General features: G+C 47.8%; 21 protein-coding genes. 18 read left to right on the top strand and 3 right to left on the bottom strand.

The genetic code is table 11. The features are described 5' to 3' along the window. The first annotated feature begins 5 nt into the window (after nt 1–5). From moaC to KJY73_RS16480, 16 genes are all read left to right on the top strand, one after another. Entirely contained in the window at nt 6–491 is a 486-nt protein-coding gene (moaC, locus tag KJY73_RS16555) for a cyclic pyranopterin monophosphate synthase MoaC (protein ID WP_214344837.1), read from the top strand. Continuing rightward, nucleotides 488–733 (top strand): molybdopterin synthase sulfur carrier subunit, encoded by a 246-nt coding sequence (gene moaD, locus KJY73_RS16550; RefSeq protein WP_214344836.1) that lies wholly within the window; start codon nt 488–490, stop codon nt 731–733. The genes moaC and moaD overlap by 4 nt, the downstream gene beginning before the upstream one ends. A 24-nt stretch (nt 734–757) precedes the next feature. Then, on the top strand, nt 758–1240 hold the full coding sequence (gene moaE, locus KJY73_RS16545) for a molybdopterin synthase catalytic subunit MoaE (protein WP_232848712.1): 483 nt from the start codon (nt 758–760) through the stop codon (nt 1238–1240). A gap of 699 nt (nt 1241–1939) precedes the next feature. Beyond that, nucleotides 1940–2260, top strand: a complete 321-nt coding sequence (locus KJY73_RS16540; RefSeq protein WP_214344835.1) for a hypothetical protein — start codon at nt 1940–1942, stop codon at nt 2258–2260. A 149-nt stretch (nt 2261–2409) separates the two neighbouring features. Beyond that, entirely contained in the window at nt 2410–2919 is a 510-nt protein-coding gene (locus tag KJY73_RS16535; RefSeq protein ID WP_214344834.1) for a DUF4760 domain-containing protein, read from the top strand. 104 nt (nt 2920–3023) lie between these two features. Continuing rightward, nucleotides 3024–3566 (top strand): hypothetical protein, encoded by a 543-nt coding sequence (locus KJY73_RS16530; protein ID WP_214344833.1) that lies wholly within the window; start codon nt 3024–3026, stop codon nt 3564–3566. Nucleotides 3567–3691: 125 nt separating this feature from the next. Further along, nucleotides 3692–4120 (top strand): hypothetical protein, encoded by a 429-nt coding sequence (locus KJY73_RS16525; RefSeq protein ID WP_214344832.1) that lies wholly within the window; start codon nt 3692–3694, stop codon nt 4118–4120. A gap of 89 nt (nt 4121–4209) precedes the next feature. Continuing rightward, on the top strand, nt 4210–4998 hold the full coding sequence (locus tag KJY73_RS16520; protein ID WP_214344831.1) for a trypsin-like serine protease: 789 nt from the start codon (nt 4210–4212) through the stop codon (nt 4996–4998). A gap of 84 nt (nt 4999–5082) precedes the next feature. Beyond that, complete coding sequence (locus KJY73_RS16515) at nt 5083–5493, top strand: LIC_13387 family protein (protein WP_214344830.1); 411 nt, start codon at nt 5083–5085, stop codon at nt 5491–5493. Nucleotides 5494–5615: 122 nt separating this feature from the next. After that, nucleotides 5616–6914 (top strand): alpha/beta hydrolase, encoded by a 1299-nt coding sequence (locus KJY73_RS16510; RefSeq protein ID WP_214344829.1) that lies wholly within the window; start codon nt 5616–5618, stop codon nt 6912–6914. 26 nt (nt 6915–6940) lie between these two features. Beyond that, nucleotides 6941–7432, top strand: coding sequence for a DUF7000 family protein (locus KJY73_RS16505; RefSeq protein WP_214344828.1), 492 nt, complete (start codon nt 6941–6943; stop codon nt 7430–7432). A gap of 322 nt (nt 7433–7754) precedes the next feature. Beyond that, nucleotides 7755–11066, top strand: a complete 3312-nt coding sequence (locus tag KJY73_RS16500) for an amidohydrolase family protein (RefSeq protein ID WP_214344827.1) — start codon at nt 7755–7757, stop codon at nt 11064–11066. 210 nt (nt 11067–11276) lie between these two features. Then, entirely contained in the window at nt 11277–12077 is an 801-nt protein-coding gene (gene bla, locus KJY73_RS16495) for a subclass B1 metallo-beta-lactamase (protein ID WP_214344826.1), read from the top strand. 6 nt (nt 12078–12083) lie between these two features. After that, a complete protein-coding gene (locus tag KJY73_RS16490) occupies nt 12084–12329 on the top strand; it encodes a hypothetical protein (RefSeq protein WP_214344825.1) in 246 nt (81 codons plus the stop codon). A 164-nt stretch (nt 12330–12493) separates the two neighbouring features. Then, complete coding sequence (locus tag KJY73_RS16485) at nt 12494–12844, top strand: VOC family protein (protein ID WP_214344824.1); 351 nt, start codon at nt 12494–12496, stop codon at nt 12842–12844. A gap of 33 nt (nt 12845–12877) precedes the next feature. After that, nucleotides 12878–13735 (top strand): AraC family transcriptional regulator, encoded by an 858-nt coding sequence (locus tag KJY73_RS16480; protein ID WP_214344823.1) that lies wholly within the window; start codon nt 12878–12880, stop codon nt 13733–13735. Here the strand turns inward: KJY73_RS16480 and KJY73_RS16475 are convergent. After that, nucleotides 13697–14290, bottom strand: a complete 594-nt coding sequence (locus KJY73_RS16475) for a LysE family translocator (RefSeq protein WP_214344822.1) — start codon at nt 14288–14290, stop codon at nt 13697–13699. The genes KJY73_RS16480 and KJY73_RS16475 overlap by 39 nt on opposite strands. A 185-nt stretch (nt 14291–14475) precedes the next feature. Here KJY73_RS16475 and KJY73_RS16470 point away from each other — a divergent pair, with 185 nt between their 5' ends. Then, nucleotides 14476–15018, top strand: coding sequence for a YdeI/OmpD-associated family protein (locus KJY73_RS16470; RefSeq protein WP_214344821.1), 543 nt, complete (start codon nt 14476–14478; stop codon nt 15016–15018). A gap of 30 nt (nt 15019–15048) precedes the next feature. Here the strand turns inward: KJY73_RS16470 and cmoB are convergent, their stop codons facing one another. Both cmoB and cmoA read right to left on the bottom strand, forming a co-directional pair. Then, on the bottom strand, nt 15049–16011 hold the full coding sequence (cmoB, locus tag KJY73_RS16465) for a tRNA 5-methoxyuridine(34)/uridine 5-oxyacetic acid(34) synthase CmoB (RefSeq protein WP_214344820.1): 963 nt from the start codon (nt 16009–16011) through the stop codon (nt 15049–15051). A gap of 7 nt (nt 16012–16018) precedes the next feature. Continuing rightward, nucleotides 16019–16750, bottom strand: a complete 732-nt coding sequence (cmoA, locus tag KJY73_RS16460; protein ID WP_214345306.1) for a carboxy-S-adenosyl-L-methionine synthase CmoA — start codon at nt 16748–16750, stop codon at nt 16019–16021. A 189-nt stretch (nt 16751–16939) separates the two neighbouring features. Between cmoA and KJY73_RS16455 the strand changes: the two genes are divergently transcribed. Then, a complete protein-coding gene (locus KJY73_RS16455; RefSeq protein WP_214344819.1) occupies nt 16940–17860 on the top strand; it encodes a M14 family metallopeptidase in 921 nt (306 codons plus the stop codon). The last annotated feature ends 2 nt before the right edge of the window (nt 17861–17862 follow it).

Here is a 17862-nt window from a genome sequence, read left to right as displayed (position 1 = left end):
GGCTAATGAGCCAGCTTAGTCATATTAACAGTCGTGGTGAAGCCAGCATGGTGGATGTTACCGACAAAGCGGTTAGTCAACGCACCGCCTGGGCCGAAGGCTATATTCGCATGTCAGCGCGTACCTTGCAGATGATAAGTAGCGGTGAACATGCCAAAGGCGATGTGTTTGCCGTGGCGCGTATCGCCGGTATTCAGGCCGCCAAGCAAACCGCCAGTTTGATCCCCTTATGTCATCCCTTGATGCTTTCCAAAGTGCAACTGGATTTTGAAGCAGAGCCCCAGCAAAGCCGGGTCAGAGTCATTGCCATGTGTAAGCTAGCGGGCCAAACCGGGGTGGAAATGGAAGCCCTGACTGCCGTGAGTGTGGCGGCATTGACCCTGTTTGATATGTGTAAAGCGGTGGATCCGGCCATGGTGATCGAAGGGATACGGGTTTTAGAAAAGCAAGGCGGTAAGACCGGCCATTGGCAAGCAGGGGAACTGGCATGATTAAGGTATTGTTTTTCGCTCAACTTCGTGAAGTGCTGGACTGCGCCAGCCTGGAGTTGGAAGCCAATGTCAGCAATATTGCTGAACTTCGAGCGCAACTGGCGCAAAAAGGCCAGCGCTGGCAGGAATTTTTAGCCTCGGATAAAGCCCTGGTGGCGGTTAATCAAACCCTGGTCAATGAAGATTGCACCCTTAACAGCGGCGACGAAGTGGCCTTTTTCCCGCCCGTTACCGGTGGCTGAGCTTAGGTTAATCAGTAAGTTGATATGAGCAAAATACAAATGACTAAAGCGCCAGAGCAAGAGCATATTTCAGTGCAACAGCAGGACTTCGATCTGGCCGCTGAATATCAGGCACTAACCGCGAATAACCAAAGTGATGGGGCCGTGGTGCATTTTGTCGGCTTAGTGCGGGATAACAATCTGAGCCGACAGGTGCAAGCCCTGGAACTTGAGCATTATCCGGCTATGACAAGCAAAGCCCTTAGTGAATTGGTGGATGAGGCGCGACAGCGCTGGCACTTGGGCCGAGTCCGGCTAATTCACCGGGTAGGAAAACTTAACTTAGGCGAGCAAATTGTGTTTGTGGGTGTTACCAGCAAACACCGTGGCAGCGCTTTTGCCGCCTGCGAATTCTTAATGGACCAGCTGAAAACCCGCGCACCTTTTTGGAAAAAGGAACATACCCAGCAAGGCGCACACTGGGTTGAGGCGAGGGAGTCTGATCGGGTTAAGGCAGGGGAGTGGTAGTTATCGATTTCTGGCTGTCAGGCTAAAAGCGTATTTACCACGAAGATCAGAATAGCACGAAGGGGTAATCCTCCCTTAAATCAACCGTTTGCTTAATGTCGAGAGAGCGATATTACTAAGATATGAGTGATCTAATTTGGATATGACCCTTTTTATCTGTAACTGCTCAACCACTAAGCCTTCAGATAACATTCAGAGAATCAAAAGCTTAGATATACGGTGGTAGCTATTAACCCTTCGTGTATTTCGTTGTCCTCCGTGTTGATTTGAATTTTTGTTTTCTCACCACGAAGATCAGAAGAACACGAAGAGGGGAGTAATCATCCCTTAGGTCAACCGTTTGCGTAATGTAGAGAGAGCGATATCACTAAAAATGAGTGAACTAATTTTCAGTTGCCACTTTTTATTCTCGGTTTCGCGCAGCCAGTGTCTCGCTTTGCCCATTTTGACTGGCTACATACTGTTGAATTTTATGACATTTATATCCAAGGGTTTGGACATATAGAGACCTATATAAATCCCAATTCTCGCTTTCCCAAATGTGGGGGCGCTAAAAGAGCTAGCAAGCTTTGCTAAGGTGTTGTTAGTATGGGAAAAATCAATGGAAACTGTGACTTCTTGGCGTCTTTCACTGTGCGGTATAACGCGAATTCACAGTAATAAGCTGTTATACGTACAGTCGAGGCTAGGCGTGCATTCATGAAATATATTGTCGGATTTGTTTGCTGCATTGTCGCTTTCACTGCTGGTGTAATGTTTAAAACCATTTTTTTCTATAGTTCAACTAATGCCTATCTAGTGAACGAAGAGTTGCTAGTAGATTCGAAGGATGGGCGCGGTGTAATACCAAAAGGCACGGAGTTGTACTTGCATTCCAACGCCCACGGTACGTATACCTATTATTTGTACATTGATGTACCGCATAAATTGTCAGAGCAGAAAATTGTTAAAACCAAATTTGATAGTTATGGTGGCATAAAGCGGATAGTTGGTGTGCCCGAAGAGCAATTGGTTAAGTAGTGTATACGTATAACAAGTTGCTAAATTTCGTTCCGGCCACAAAAAGCGTGGCCTCCACGGGACTGCCTACGCTACGCTGCGGCAGCCCATTAGCAAAGCGTTAGCATGAATAAGGTGCATCTAGATATACCACTAATAAGGAGATAAAAATGGAATGGTTAAATAATATAACTTCTCAACATATAACAACAATATTGACTGCGGGTATATTATTTGTTGCTTATACTCAACTGCGCTTACTTAATTATAATGAAACCAAATTTTTCACTATGAACTTTATAAAGGACTTTGAAAAAAACAACGAGCTAAGAACATCATTAAAAAACATCCAAAACAAAGTAACTTATAAGAATAACTTTGACCTAATTGATATGAAAGTTGATGCTCCTGATGTCTATACGGTATTAAACTTTTTTGACTCTTTAGCAATTGGAGTTGAACAAGAGATACTAATCGAGAGTTTAGTTTATGATTATTTGCACCACCCATTAAAAAAAGCTGTCGAAGCTTTAATTCTAGGCAAACCTAATAGTGAATGGACTGTTACTAAAAAGCATAGCCATGAAACTGGTTACGAACATCTGATTGAGTTATACAATAAGTGGGAAAAAGTCGGTCGCCCAACAGCAAAATTTAAAGCTTGGAATCCGTTTTCGTAATGTGAAATTCATGCTAACAAGCGCCATCAAAACGCCGCTTCGCGGCTCGGCTCGCAACACGCTGCTCGCGTTTGTGGCGGGCGTTATATATCTTAGGATCTCGAATGTTACGAAAGCCGCTAATTTATCTCTTTACTCTACTCTGGCTAACTGGATGTGCGGTATATCCAACCTCACGAACGTACTTTGAGCCCAACCCAGAAGATGGCACGCCTCGTTCATCTTCAAGCTGCGGCTACAATGCCGCAAAGAATGACTCTCTTCTCCGAGAATATGAAAATTTCGAACTAAGTGTTACACCGCACTACAAAGAAGGAGAAGACCTACAAGTAACAGTGCTAGTTCAAAGTAAGGAGAAAAACGTAATTATTAACACCAGTAAAATTGAGCTTTTTTCATCACTCAACGAAGGTGTAGTTTTAGCTTTAGAGGCAAACAAGACCTACTACGAGCCTCGTAGCAATTGGCCCTATCATATGGAATGGCACCACATTATTTATCCAGCTAAATCAGAATCATTAAATTCATTTTCTATCATTTTCAATTCTGGCAGCATACTGTTAAATGGTCAGGCTATAGAGATAAAAGAGTTTAGGTTCAATAAAACTAAAAAAAACGACATTTACTATGCCTCAATTAATTGCTAAAAAACGAAATATAACAAGCGCCTTAAAAAATGGATGCAAAACGCTTGGCCTGCGCTCATTCTTCGCTGATTTTAGCCAAGCATTTATGCGCCCATAAGTAAGGCGTTATAAGCTCAGGGATAGTTATGCGTAAGATTTTTATTTTTTTGCTGTTGCTTTCACAAATAGCAAACGCTTCACCAACTATTTCAGATATAAGCCTTACACCTCAAGAGGCCTTTTGTCTCGGCTTTACTTTGGTTCGTCCAACTGACGAAAATGTCGGGTTATCTTTTCCTCAGGTCATAGATGACAAGTGGTTTCCTGTAGCAACATTGGTGCAATATAGCTTCAACTCAACACCAATATTTATTACAAAGACCAAATTTGAAAAAAGCGACAAACAAGATCACATGGTGATTTTAGGATTCTATGAAACCATTCATAGTGGTGGCGATGCGGCCATTTCTATAACTTACCAGTGCAAGAGTGGGTGCGGTGTTGACTATCTTAAGAATTATACGGTGCCCTCAATAGTCAACTATGTAAATAGTGGGCAACAGCTGTGCTTATAACAAGCCAAGTCAGCGGGACTATTTCTCGCTGCGCTCGTGTTTTCCGCTGTTTAAAGCGTTAGCTACTCCTCGGGAAATATGGTCGTTATATGAAAATCTTGTTCTTCTTATTTTTGTGTTTCTTTTCGCTCTGCACTAATGCTGTGGTGAAGAGGCACGATATCCCTCCCGAAAAGTATGTTTTAGAAAAAGGACCTGAGTACCTTATTGATATGCCGCATGAAGGCCATGGTGTTCTAATCGCCCAGCATTGGGTTGTGACGGTCGCACATACTATTTTTTATGATTATGTTGGTAAAAACTTAAAAATAGGCTCGAAGACTTACCAAATAGAAAAGGTTCATATACACCCTGATTATACTGAGCCTGGCAAAAATTTATTGAAAGGCGATTTAGCGCCTTTAATGAGCTTTTTTAAATCTAGAAGTGATATTGCTCTAATCAAGTTAACTTCACCTGTAATTGATGTAAATCCAATCAATATATATACGGGTGAAAATGAAGTAGGCGAAATAATTACGGTATTTGGCAGGGGAGCTACAGGTAATGGATTAACCGGCGAAGATCTTTCTACTAAGCCACTTCGTGTAATGAACCAGTTTCAAAATATTGTTCAAATCGCAGAAAGTAACTGGATAGCATTCACGTTCAACAAACCAGAAAATGCTTTACCACTTGAGGGTATGCATGGTTCAGGAGATAGTGGTGGGGCATCTGTTATATTTCAAGATGGCACCCCATTTCTGGTAGGTTTATCAAGTTGGCAATTGGGGCATGGTGACATATCCACTTTTAAAGGTGGCTTGTATGGAACTGTTGCTTATCAAGTTAGGGTGTCAAATTACCGTGACTGGATATTAAGAGTAATGGGTAGCTAAGTAACGCGGTGGACTGCGGCCGCTGGACTCGCAACAAGTTGCTCGCGTTTGTGGGTAAGACCAGTGTCAAATCAGTGAGAGATAATGAGTCAAATATTATTAATTATCGGCGTTTCAATATTCGGTGTGCTTGGCACTATACATTTGCTCTATACGTTTTTTACCGAGAAGTTTAGTCCATATGATCCATCCGTAGCTGCGGCTATGGAAGGCTCTTCGCCGAGACTTACTAAAGAAACAACGATGTGGCGTGCTTGGGTAGGCTTTAATGCTAGTCATAGTTTAGGTGTAATGCTGTTGGCGGCCATATATATTCCTCTAGGTATTTACCATTTTGAATTAATCCAAAATTCTCTATGGTTTTCTCTACTTCCTGTAATTGTTAGCATATCTTATTTAATTCTCGCCAAAAAATACTGGTTCAAAATACCGTTTATAGGAGTTTTAATCTCTTTGGTTTGTTTCATAGGTTCAGCATGGCTGGTCAACATATAACAATCACAACCACGTTAGCCCCTTCGGGGCCGGACCTCCATTCCAGCGCTTCGCGCTTCCATTTCGGCCCGTGTTTTGGGTAAGACCACCCCCAGAATACGCGCAATGAACTAGGAATGTTAATGAACAAGTTTTTTTTAGTTTCGCTATTGTTGTTGACCTTTATGACGAATGTAGAAGCAACATCAGACCAAGAAAAAATTGCCAAATCTGAATATCCAACGGATACACTTTATAAAATCTGGCTAGAACAGCAAAAAGACAAAGATGCTGCGCTGAAGTTTTACGACGCTCTTACCGAAAAGCATCTGATTGAATTGGATCAGAAAGACACTAACTTGGCCACCGTAACTTACTTTGCTAAAGGCAGTGCTGACACCGATTACATTATGCAGTCTGGCGGGCCAGATTTTTATGGGCTAAGGTTTAAGCGTCTGGCTGGTTCGGATGTATTTTACTGTGTGCAGAAAATTCCTCGCGATGCGTGGTTTGTATATGGCATTAATGAGTTCCGCGTCACGGCAATCAAAGGTGCCGCAAACTTGTTACAAACCTCGGCGGAACATATTGCTGATGGCGTAGTGATTGGTCCAACCGCACCATTATCTGACCTGATAAAGAGTAAGCCAGATGTGCCGCGTGGCACTTTGCGTGAAGTGATGGTGGCCAGCAAAGCGCTTGGCGAACAGCGTAAGATTGAGGTCTATCTGCCAGCGGGTTATAACCCAAAAGTTGCGCATCACCTGCTGTTACAGTTTGACGGTCAAAACTACTCCGCAACCGATATGCAGCGGTCGGCATGGGAAGGCTGGACACCGTTGCCAACGATTCTGGATAACTTAATCCACCAACAAAAAATTGGCCCCACGGTGACTATTTTTATCCATAACCAAGGCAATCGTTCAGGGGATCTGATCAACGACAAAATGGCAGACTTTGTTGCGCTGGAGTTAGTCAGCTGGGCACGCACCAATTTTAATATTTCAGCAAAGCCAAAAAATATTGTGGTTTCCGGGCCGAGCCGGGCTGGTTTTGCGGCTGCCAATACCGCTTTTCGACACGCAGATATCGTAGGTTCGGTTTTATCCCAGTCAGGCTCGTTTTATTACACCTTGCAGGAACAAGAAAATTGGCCCATTTATCCTGAATTTGAAGGTAAATTACTGCGCGACTACAAAACGTCTGCACAGCTGGATATTCAATTTTATCTTGATGTAGGTTTGTATGATTTGGGTTTAGCTTCGGTAGGGACCAACCGTCAGTTGCGTGATGTGTTGGAGCTTAAAGGTTATAAGATTGATTATTATCAGTATAAAGGTGGACATTCCCATCTTGGCTGGCGGCATACGATCGGCAAAGGCTTGATTTCTTTGTTAGGAAAGGAGAATGCTAACAATAAATTGCAGCGGACTGGCCGCTGAATTTGGGCGTTTCTGAGGATACTAAAGTGCTAGGTGAAAGTTTAAATGCTCGAATACCTGCCTATAAAAAGGTATTCGCTAGCGGAGAAATTCAGAAGACTTATCAACGCCTAGTTGGGATAGTTCAAGGTTTAAGAACGGAATGCCATAAAACTTATAAAGGTGAGTTTTCAGTTGCTAATGTGCTGCATGGGTACATTGACTTTACATACTTTTATTTGCAAAACGAGTACCTGAAAAAGCACAAACTCAAGCTGGCTATTGTACTTAATCATCAAAAGGCGCGTTTTGAACTTTGGCTGCTCGGGCAAACAAGGGATATTCAAGTTAATTTTTGGAATAAATTGAAGGGTGAGAAATGGGTAAACAAAGATTCAATGCCCGAGTGGTCAATTTTTGAAATTGTAATGCTCGCCAATCCTGACTTTGACAATACTGAGAAGCTTTCAAAATCTATTCACAGTGCATTTACTGAGTTATCAAATGAGATTTTTGACCTGCTAGCGTCATATGAGTAGCTGTAATGAACAAGCCAGTTAATCCCACCTTGGACTTGCCCTGCTTTAACGACACGCAATTTACTCGCCCTTGTTAACAGATTTTCCGGTTAGTCCTCAGATGTCATATTCGTCTGTATTAAACCTTCGTAGCTCTTGGTGTTCTTGGTGGTAAACACCAGTGCCTTCTTAAAAAACTGAACGTATTTACCCGTAAGCTGGCCGTGTCTGGCTAGGCGTCTAAGATGTTTGTGTGGCACAACAGTGCTTTGGCTAGGACCTGCCGGCAAGGTCTGGCATGATGGATTTACAACAACATAAAAAGATAACGACAAGAGGCACCATGACAACAGGAAAACTTACCCCTATCGCTCTGGCCCTGATAATGGGCCTGGGCAGCCCCGCTCTGATGGCTGAGGAAGCCGATGGCAAAGACAAAGAACCCAAGTGGGATGTGCTAAATCCGCCGCTGGAGATGACCAGCGTAAGCATCAATACCAACCAAACCACCTGGTCGAGTTTGGATATCAGCCCCGACGGCAAGCAGTTTGTGTTTGATATGCTGGGCGATCTTTATATCAGCGACATTAAAGGCGGTAGCGCTAAGGCGCTGACTAATGATTTAGCCTTTAACGTGCATCCGGCCATTAGCCCGGATGGCCAGCGTATTGCGTTTATTTCGGACCGCGATGGCAATACCAACGTGTGGACCATGAAGATCGATGGCAGCGATCTTAAACAGGTCACTAAAGTACAAAAAGATGTAGTGCATTCCCCCAAGTGGAGCCCGGATGGCCAGTATATTGCCGCGACCATAGGTAAGGTTTCCACTCGCAGTATTCCCGCGGGAGAGATTTGGCTGTTCCATCATAGCGGTGGCAGCGGCTTGCCCATTAAAGAGCGGGACAACGGCAAAACCGAGCAGCAAAACCAGGCCGACCCGGCCTTTTCTCCGGATGGTCGTTATATCTATTACACCAAAGACATGAGCCCTGGCGGTACTTTTGAATATAACCGCGACCCGCTGAAAAGCATTTTCGCTATTCGCCGCTATGACCGGCAAACCGGCGAGGACATCACCCTGGTCAGTGGGGTAGGTGGCGCGGTGGTGCCCACCCCGTCGCCGGATGGCAAGCAACTGGCCTTTGTGCGCCGGGTAAGAGAAAACACCGGCTTGTTTGTAATGGACTTAACCTCTGGCCGTGAAACCCTGCTGACCGATAAGCTTGAGCGCGACATGCAGGAAGGTTTTGGCTCGGAAGGTTACTTTGCCTATTTCGACTGGACGCCAGATAGCCAAGAGATTCTGTACTGGACTGGCGGCACCTTTCATAAAATCAATATGAGTGGTAAGGAAGTGGCCCAAGTGCCGGTGGACGTTAAGGTTGAAAAGCAGATTGCCAAGGCGCTGCGCTTCCCGGTAGATGTGGCCCCGGATGAATTTGATGTGAAAATGATCCGCTGGGCGCAAACCTCGCCTGACGGCAAAACCGCCTTGTTCCAAGCGCTGGGTAAGCTGTATGTCAAAGACCTTAAAAGCGGCAAGCTCAAGCGCCTGACCAGCCAGAACGAGCAGGATGAGTTTTATCCACGCTTTAGTAATGACGGTAAGTCCATTGTGTATACCACCTGGAATGACCAAAAGTTAGGTGAGGTCAGAGTGATCTCTGCTAAGGGCGGGCGCAGCAAAGTGGTGAGCGCGCAGCCCGGTCATTATGCCGAGCCAAGTTTTAATCTAGACGGCAGCCAGGTGGTGTATCGTAAGTTCACCGGCGGTTATCTGCTAAGCGCAGAGTGGTCGCTGGAGCCAGGTATTTATCTGGCGGATATCAAAAGCGGTGAAAACCGCAAGCTGGTGAATAGTGGCTCTGCGCCGCATTTTGCCGGTGATAACAGCCGGGTCTATTTTACCGAGCCTTCCTCCACAAATACTAAACTGGTGAGCGTTAATCTCGACGGTAAAGACAAGCGTGAACACTTGGATGGTGGCGACCAGGCGGTGGAGTTCCGCTTATCTCACGATAGTAAATGGCTGGCCTTTACCTATCAGTACAATGCCTACATTGCACCCTATGCTGAGACCGGCAAGTTGCTAACTGTGGGACCAACTATGAGCTCACTGCCGGTTAAGCAAGTATCCAGCCGTGCCGGTGAGTTTCTGACCTGGCGGGCCGACAATCAGGCCTTAAGCTGGCACCATGGGCCGCTGCTGTTTGAACGTGAGCTAAAAGATGCCTTTAGCTTTGTCGACGGCGCCCCCGACACCTTGCCAGAGCCGGTCAGCGAAGGGATTGATCTGTCGTTTAAACATAAAGCGGATAAGCCGGACGGGCTGAAAGCCCTGGTGGGCGGGCGTTTGGTAACCATGCGCGATGCCAACCAAAGCCAGGAAGTGATAGAAAACGGTGTGGTGCTGATTGAGAACAACCGCATTAAGGCCATTGGCAAGCAAGGTGAAGTGGAGATCCCCCGTAGCGCCCAGATACTGGATATCAGTGGCAAAACGGTGATCCCTGGGCTGATTGATGCCCATGCGCACGGTTCGCAAGGCAGTGATGAAATTATTCCGCGTCAGAACTGGCGTAACTTTGCCGATGTGGCCTTTGGGGTAACCACCATTCACGACCCATCTAACGACACCACAGAAATATTCTCGGCGTCTGAAATGCAAAAGGCTGGCGAGATCATCGCCCCACGTATTTATTCCACCGGCACCATTTTATATGGCGCCAACTGGCCATCCATCAAAGCCATTTTTGATGACGCCGGTGATGCCAAATTCCATTTGCAGCGTCTGAAAGACGTGGGTGCGATTTCGGTGAAAAGCTATAACCAGCCACGCCGTGATGTGCGCCAACAGATTATTGCTGCTGGTAAGGATCTGGGCATGATGGTGGTGCCGGAAGGGGCGGGGCGCTTCCTGCTGGATATGACCATGCTGGTTGACGGCCATACCGGTCTCGAACACTCCATCCCGCTGTCCAATGCCTATTCCGATGTGACCCAGCTTTGGGCGGCATCGGGTTACGGCTACACTCCCACCTTTGTGGTGACCATGGGCACTATTATGGGTGAAGAGTATTGGTACGATAAAACCGAGGTGTGGAAGAACGAGCGCCTGCTGCGTTATACCCCGCATTATATGCTGGATAGCCGCGCTATTCGCCGCCCCACCGCGCCGGATGAGCAATACCACCACTTTGATGTAGCCGCTTACGCGAAAAAGCTTCGTGATAACGGGGTCAGCGTACATATTGGTGCCCATGGTCAGCGTCCGGGTCTGGGGGCACATTGGGAGCTGTGGCATATGCAGCAGGGCGGCTTTACCCCTTGGGAGGCTATACGTGGCGGCACCATCGATGGTGCTAAACACCTGGGCATGGATAAAGACATAGGTAGCCTGGAGGTTGGTAAACTGGCTGACATGGTGGTAATTGACGGCGATGTGCTAAGCGACCTTAAACGCTCTGAATATGTGGATTACACCGTGCTTAACGGCCGTATTTACGATGCGAAAACCATGAACGAAGTGGGCAGCAAAGATAAGCGCAAGGCGTTTTTCTTTGAAAACAGCAAGGTACAGAGTATGCCGGTGCAAACCCAGCAAAATCTGGAGGCCAAAGCCCGCTCGTTGCACTGGGTGCACGAGCACTAATCAATTCACTCAAGGCGGCCGGTTGGCCGCCTTTTTTATGATAAGCGGTAATAGGCGATTCGACAGCTTTCGCTGCCTTAACCACTAGTGGCAGTCTCCTGGCTTTTTTATTGGCGCCGGGCTCACAACTCTTTATAGTTTGGCGACTCCCTCGACACTAACCAGTAAGAAAGGATAAGCCTGGTGGCTGTCCAAAGTAAGGATGTTGTTATGTCTAGCCGTTTTCGATTTTTCACCACCTTTCGCCTTTTTTCTTTGTCATTTTGTGCATTTACGGCGGTAGCCAATGGCGCAGAGCGCCTGGATGGATACCCTCAGGCGGCCGAGATCCCAGTAGGGGAAGTGCGACTGTTTAAGCTTGCCGATGGCGTATGGAGCCATGTGGCTACCCACGACTACAACGGTGTGCTTTATCCGTCAAATGGTCTGATAGTCAAAGAGGGTAACGAACTACTGTTAATTGACACGGCCTGGGGGGCAGAGAACACCCGCGCGTTGCTGCACGAAATAAAAATGCAGATTGGTTTGCCGGTTACCCGTGCTATTTCCACCCATTTTCACGATGACAGGGTGGAAGGCGTGGAGGTGCTTAAGCAGGCTGGGGTGAAAACCTATGCCACCTCGTTAACCCGCCAATTGGCTAAAGCTGAAGGCAATGAAATACCACAGGACACATTGCCAGCCTTATCAGCCAGCGGCGATTCCTTGCAATTTGGTCCGGTTGAATTGTTTTACCCCGGCCATGGTCACGCGCCGGATAATCTGGCCGTGTATGTGCCAGAGGCTAGAGTTTTATTTGGCGGCTGCGCCGTGCATGAACTGGCGCGTCAGAACGCCGGTAACACCTCACATGCAGATCTGGCCGAGTGGCCGGTGTCGGTCACCCGGATTTTGCAGCAGTATCCTAAGGCTGAATTAGTCATCCCTGGCCATGGCTTGCCCGGCGGCCAGGACCTTTTGACTCATACCATTGAGATAGTTAAGGCGCAAAAACGCTCTAAAGGTCAATAACCTATTGTGAGCGACAAACCACAGATCATTCTGCGCGCAAAGCCGGACGGTAAGCCTTATGATCCGGAATTTGTGCCAGCAGATATTGCCGCGAAAATGGCGCGGTTATTTGAAAACGCCGAGGTGAATTTTCTGAGGCTCTCAACGGCGGCGCAAGTGGTCTATTCAGAATCAGACCAACACCACATGCATGTTGCTGACCCGTATTTGGTGGTGAGCAGTATCAAAGCGCTGCTGGAAAAACAGCTCTGAACTTTTTAGCCAGGCAGTTGGCTTTATAAGCTTTATTGAAGTCAAACTGATGTCTTGAATCGCGCAGTACTATCAATTTCGAGACAATTTGTAACGCGTTTTCAAATTCCGCTGATGACTATGTTAGGGTTGAAGCCAAGCAGCATACAGGCAGGAGCATAACAATGACGGTAAAGCGAATTGTAGCCAATATCTCAGCGCCGGATACGGATAAGGCCTGTGCATTTTATACGGCAGTTTTTGGCTTGGAGCTGGTGATGGATCATGGCTGGATCAAGACCTTAAGTGCCGGCAATAGCATGACCACGCAAATCAGTCTGGCTTCACAAGGCGGTGCTGATACTGAGGTGCCGGATTTATCTATCGAAGTGGATGATCTGGATGCGGTGCTTAGCCGCGTGAAAGCCGCCGGTATTGCCCTTGAATACGGCCCGGCTTCAGAGCCCTGGGGCGTGCGCCGCTTCTATATTCGCGACCCGCAAGGTACCTTAATCAATGTGTTGCAACACAACTAAACTCGCGAGTAAATAGTGAGCAGGAGTTTGACTATGCCCCAAAGCTGTGGCCCCTTCTTTTGGCGAGACCCTCGTATGCCTTATGTGGAGCTGCGGGTTGTCAGGGAAGGGCGCAAGGTTTGTTATGCGCCGCATAGTCACCTGCAATGGTCTTTGGGGGCGATTACCGAGGGGTGCAGTACCTTTGTTTATCAGGAGAAGGAGGTGCTGGTCACGGCTGGCACCTTGGTGATGATGAATCCCCAGTGGGTGCACGCCTGCAATCCGGTTGATAACCAGCCCTGGGGCTATCTGATGCTGTATATCGATGCTAATTGGCTGACCCAACTGCGCTTTGATGCCGGGCTGCTAGGCAGTTGCCACTGGCAGGATATCACCACGTCGGTGATCCGCGAGCCCCAATGGTTTGATGGTTACTGCCAACTGGCCGATTGTTTGTTGGATGACAGCCGTGTATTGCTGGATAAGCAAGTGGCGGTTGTGGAATACCTCAGTGCCTTGTTCTTCGAACTAGCCGACAGCCAAGAGCCGCGGTTAGCCGCTGTGCCGCAAAAGCTGCAAAAACTGGCCGATTATATTCGCATACACGCAGCTGATGATGTGTCTCTGGATAGCTTGTGTGAGCAATCTGGCTACAGCCCTGGTCATTTGGTGCGGGCCTTTAAACAGTATTTCGGGTTAACCCCTCATGCGTATTTACTGAATTGCCGGGTACAACTGGGTCAGCACGCGTTAAAGCAAGGCCAACCCATTGCACAAACGGCGTTAGAACTGGGCTTTGCCGACCAGGCGCATTTTCAGCGTACCTTTAAGCGCTTGGTGGCGGCTACGCCTAAACAGTACCGTCAATCTTTACCCGAACAACAAATACAGCGTACTCAATGCAAGTAGCAGCGCCAGAGTGCGGTTGATAATTATCAACGTCTGGGGACGATGAACATAGCGCTGCAAGTAGGCACCGGCATAGACCCAGCAGCTTAGTGACAGCCAACAAATCGGCAGATATAGCCCGGCAAATACGGCCACCTGCCATATATCCTGACCATTAGTGTAGGCGGCAATGCCGGACGCTGACGCCAGCCAGGCTTTAGGATTAAGCCACTGCATCAGCGCGCCGGTGAAAAAACCGGGGGCGCTAAGTTTGCGATCTTCAGGTAAACGGCCGTTATCACGCATTAGTTGCAGACTTAAATACAGTAAAAATGCGGCACCCAGCCAGCGCAGCAGATTATCAAGCCCAGCCACAAGCTGCATAGCTGAATAAAGGCCCAAGCCAATGGCCAGAAACAACAGCACAAAGCCCAGCGTTGCACCGGTGACGAATATCAGCCCTTGTGCTACTGGGTAGCGGGTTCCGCTGCTTAAACACACCAGGTTAACCGGGCCAGGTGAAATTGACGCTGCCAGTGCAAACGCCCCCATAGATAAAAGCATGGCAAAGCTCATACCGTTCCTTAGTCAGTTAGTTTGGGGCAGTCTGTCTGGATGTCAGGGCGAAGTATTGAAGAAAATTGCTGTTTGGCTGTTTCTAAGAGGCTATATTGGCCACATTGACAAGGCATTCCGCCAAGATGCTAAGCTGGGTTTGTGAAAAATTGGCTGGCTGCAATATGGAAATTCAGGAGGCATTTATGACTCAGGACACTAAATCACAATTTCATGCTGAATTGTTGCGCCCGAAAGTTGCGGGGAATGAGGAGTGGTCATTTATTGTGTTGCCGCTGGATGTCAGTGAAAAGCTGCCCAGGCGCGGTCGAACCAGTATTGACGGATACATCAATAACCACAGTTTTACAGCACAACTGGAGCCAGATGGCCGAAAGAGCCATTGGCTCAAAGTCGATCTCGCACTCATGCAGGCCGCTGCCGTGAGCATTGGTGATGAAGTTGAATTTGAGATACAAGCGGTGGCTGAAGAGCCGGAGCCCGAGCTTCCTGCTGATTTTCAGCAAGCCTTAAACAATGTGCCAGAGGCGCAAGCCACCTGGCAGGCAACCACCACGCTTGCCCGAGTTGATTGGCTGCATTGGATAACCACTGCTAAGCAGGCCAAAACCAGGGCAAAGCGTATTCAGGACGCCTGTAACATGCTGGCGTCGGGAAAGAAACGGGTGTGCTGCTTTGATCCTTCGGGCTTTTACAGTAAGGCCTTATCGGCACCTGAGGTTGCTTAGTCGCCTTACACCAGGCGGCTAAATACTTGTTCAGGCTTTGGCAATAGTGACTGCCCGCACTGGAGCGGGGTAGCCTTCAATGGTCTTGCTTAAGTCGTTGGGATCCAGGAAGTCTTTCAGTGAATGGGTGCGCATCCATTCCGTACTGCGCTGCTCATCCAAACTGGTGGTGGACACATCTACCGTACGGATGTCACTAAAGCCCACCCGCGCCAGCCAGTTTTCCAGTGCCGCGACGCTTGGAATAAACCATACATTACGCATCTGGGCATAGCGCTCGCCGGGCAGCAATACGGTCTGTGCATCGCCATCTACCACCAGAGTCTCTAATACCAATTCACCGTCTTTTCTAAGCAGGCTTTTGAGCTGTTGCAAGAAGTCCAGCGGGCTCTTTCTGTGATACAGCACACCCATGGAAAACACCGTATCGAAACTCTTTAGTTCGGGTAAAGCTTCGATCCCAAGAGGGAGCTGAAATACGCTATCGTCGCCAATAAAGTGATTAAGAATCATGAACTGCATTAAAAATAGCGGATAGGGGTCAACGCCTACTGCCAATTTTGCACCTTCACCACGCATGCGCCACAAGTGATAGCCGCTGCCACAGCCTACATCCAACACTGAACGTCCGGCCAAAGGACTCAGATGGGGAAGCACTCTGTCCCATTTCCAATCAGAACGCCACTCGGTATCAATATGCACACCATGGATATGAAATGGACCTTTACGCCAAGGCTTAAACTGCTGCAGTAGACCCAGGATCTGTTTCTGCTCATGGGGCGTCACATCGTGCTCGCTACCGACTCTGACCTGGCGGAGCAAATCAATATCTGCTGGTTGCGTTATGGGTAGTTTACTGAGTAATTTCTGCCATTTATCCAGATCGGTTTTATGTTGCTTATACCAATCGGCCAATTGCGCTGGCAGTACTTCCAGCCAGGGAGACAGTTCAGTGCCAGCAATACGGCGGTAAAAATCCTGAAAATGTTGCATGCTTTACCTACTTGATGGCGACAATGGAGGAGAAGTTAAAGCACTTAAACCACAAGATCACGTCGCTGAATCCGGCTTGCTGTAATCGTTTTGCATGCGCTTCAAAACTGTCTGTTTTCATTACGTTTTCCAGGGCTGTGCGCTTCTGGCTGATTTCAAGCTCACTGTAGCCGTTACGACGCTTAAACTCATGATGCAATTCAATCAGCAGCTCATTACCTTGCTCTGAGGGATGACGGATCTTCTCTGATAACACCAGGATGCCGCCGGGATTTAAACCATCATAAATACCCTGGATGATGGCCTGGCGCTGATCCGGTTCGATAAACTGCAAGGTAAAGTTCATCACCACCATAGAGGCATTGTGGATAGCAACGTTTTGTAGGTCGTCGCATAGCACCTCAATGGGTACTTCAGATTTAAACGCCTGGATATGGCGCTGACAACGTTCCACCATGGCTTGTGAGTTGTCTACGCCTATTATCCGGCAATCTGGGGCCTGGATATAGCGACTGGCAGCTAAGCTTACCGCCCCTAAAGAGCAGCCCAGATCGTACAATCTAGAACCGGATTGCACATAACGGCCAGCCATTTGGCCTATGGCGTCTACTATGGTGCTGTAGCCGGGGACTGAGCGCTGGATCATATCCGGAAAGACTTCGGCGACATTTTCGTCAAAGCGAAAATCAGAAACCCGGCCCAAGGGGCTGGAATAAATAGCGTCTTTACCAGATGAAATCATACTGCACAGGGCCAAAAGAAAAGGGCGGCCATTTTAACGAATGCCTCCTAGGCTGTCACCCCGCCGGTTGGCGTGGTGTGTTGGTGCTTTTCTAGGCAGATGAACCGGCTTTAGTTATTGCGACTTATGCCAGTCAGTGACATTTTGCTAGGATGTAAATAATCTTGTTATTAAGTCATGCAGTTTATGTCTTCAAATCCTTATCCAATCGGCACGCCAGGTCAGCCCTGGGGTGCAAGTGAAAAATTAGCTTGGCTGGCCAGTCAGCATATTCAACGTTCTTATGCTGATGAGGTGGAAAGGCACATTCTGGCTTTGCAGGATAGTTTTAATCTGGAGCAGTATGGCCAGTTAGATTATGCCGATGGCCAGTATGCGCTGTGGGGGCTACGCAGCAAAAACTGGCAGCCAGAACTTCCCACTGCATTAGTTACAGGCGGTGTACATGGCTACGAAACCAGTGGCGTGCAAGGGGCTTTGCGTTTTGCACAACGCCATGCGGCTGATTATTTGGGTAAAGTGAATTTGTTGATTGCCCCCTGCATCAGTCCCTGGGGTTATGAAACTATTAACCGTTGGAACCCTGATGCCATTGACCCTAACCGTTCTTTCTATGTAGGTAGCAAAGCCGGAGAGTCGGTGGCGCTGATGCATTGGCTGCGCAAAATGGATGTGGCAGTGACTATGCACATTGACCTGCACGAGACCACAGACACCGATAACTCAGAGTTTCGCCCTGCGCTGGCGGCCAGAGATGGCAAAACCCATGACAACTGGAATATTCCGGATGGCTTCTATCTGGTCGGCGACACCTTTAGTCCGATGCCAAAATTTCAGCGGGCCGTACTGGATGCTGTACAAGACGTCACACATATTGCCGAGGCTGATGAGAATAACCAACTAATAGGTTCGCCGCTTGTTCAGTTTGGTGTGGTCAATTACGACACGAAAAAGTTGGGTTTGTGCGCCGGGGTAACCGATGCCTTGTATGTGACAACCACAGAAGTGTATCCCGATAGCCCCAAGGCAACGCCCGAACAATGTATCCAGGCCCAAGTGGCGGCAATCCGCGGGGCGTTGGGCTATGTGCTTAAACTGAAAGCTTAATC

Origin of the sequence: Bowmanella yangjiangensis (genome assembly GCF_018531185.1) — a bacterium.
GTDB lineage: Bacteria > Pseudomonadota > Gammaproteobacteria > Enterobacterales > Alteromonadaceae > Bowmanella > Bowmanella yangjiangensis.
Note: the sequence above shows the minus strand (reverse complement) of the source record. Positions and strands in the feature narration are given on the sequence as shown.

What these genes read in the sequence shown, in the direction of transcription:
- moaC (WP_214344837.1), top strand. Translation starts at nt 6, where the DNA reads ATGAGCCAGCTTAGTCATATTAACAGTCGTGGTGAAGCCAGCATGGTG.
- moaD (WP_214344836.1), top strand. Translation starts at nt 488, where the DNA reads ATGATTAAGGTATTGTTTTTCGCTCAACTTCGTGAAGTGCTGGACTGC.
- moaE (WP_232848712.1), top strand. Translation starts at nt 758, where the DNA reads ATGAGCAAAATACAAATGACTAAAGCGCCAGAGCAAGAGCATATTTCA.
- KJY73_RS16540 (WP_214344835.1), top strand. Translation starts at nt 1,940, where the DNA reads ATGAAATATATTGTCGGATTTGTTTGCTGCATTGTCGCTTTCACTGCT.
- KJY73_RS16535 (WP_214344834.1), top strand. Translation starts at nt 2,410, where the DNA reads ATGGAATGGTTAAATAATATAACTTCTCAACATATAACAACAATATTG.
- KJY73_RS16530 (WP_214344833.1), top strand. Translation starts at nt 3,024, where the DNA reads ATGTTACGAAAGCCGCTAATTTATCTCTTTACTCTACTCTGGCTAACT.
- KJY73_RS16525 (WP_214344832.1), top strand. Translation starts at nt 3,692, where the DNA reads ATGCGTAAGATTTTTATTTTTTTGCTGTTGCTTTCACAAATAGCAAAC.
- KJY73_RS16520 (WP_214344831.1), top strand. Translation starts at nt 4,210, where the DNA reads ATGAAAATCTTGTTCTTCTTATTTTTGTGTTTCTTTTCGCTCTGCACT.
- KJY73_RS16515 (WP_214344830.1), top strand. Translation starts at nt 5,083, where the DNA reads ATGAGTCAAATATTATTAATTATCGGCGTTTCAATATTCGGTGTGCTT.
- KJY73_RS16510 (WP_214344829.1), top strand. Translation starts at nt 5,616, where the DNA reads ATGAACAAGTTTTTTTTAGTTTCGCTATTGTTGTTGACCTTTATGACG.
- KJY73_RS16500 (WP_214344827.1), top strand. Translation starts at nt 7,755, where the DNA reads ATGACAACAGGAAAACTTACCCCTATCGCTCTGGCCCTGATAATGGGC.
- bla (WP_214344826.1), top strand. Translation starts at nt 11,277, where the DNA reads ATGTCTAGCCGTTTTCGATTTTTCACCACCTTTCGCCTTTTTTCTTTG.
- KJY73_RS16485 (WP_214344824.1), top strand. Translation starts at nt 12,494, where the DNA reads ATGACGGTAAAGCGAATTGTAGCCAATATCTCAGCGCCGGATACGGAT.
- KJY73_RS16480 (WP_214344823.1), top strand. Translation starts at nt 12,878, where the DNA reads ATGCCCCAAAGCTGTGGCCCCTTCTTTTGGCGAGACCCTCGTATGCCT.
- KJY73_RS16475 (WP_214344822.1), bottom strand. Translation starts at nt 14,290, where the DNA reads ATGAGCTTTGCCATGCTTTTATCTATGGGGGCGTTTGCACTGGCAGCG.
- KJY73_RS16470 (WP_214344821.1), top strand. Translation starts at nt 14,476, where the DNA reads ATGACTCAGGACACTAAATCACAATTTCATGCTGAATTGTTGCGCCCG.
- cmoB (WP_214344820.1), bottom strand. Translation starts at nt 16,011, where the DNA reads ATGCAACATTTTCAGGATTTTTACCGCCGTATTGCTGGCACTGAACTG.
- KJY73_RS16455 (WP_214344819.1), top strand. Translation starts at nt 16,940, where the DNA reads ATGTCTTCAAATCCTTATCCAATCGGCACGCCAGGTCAGCCCTGGGGT.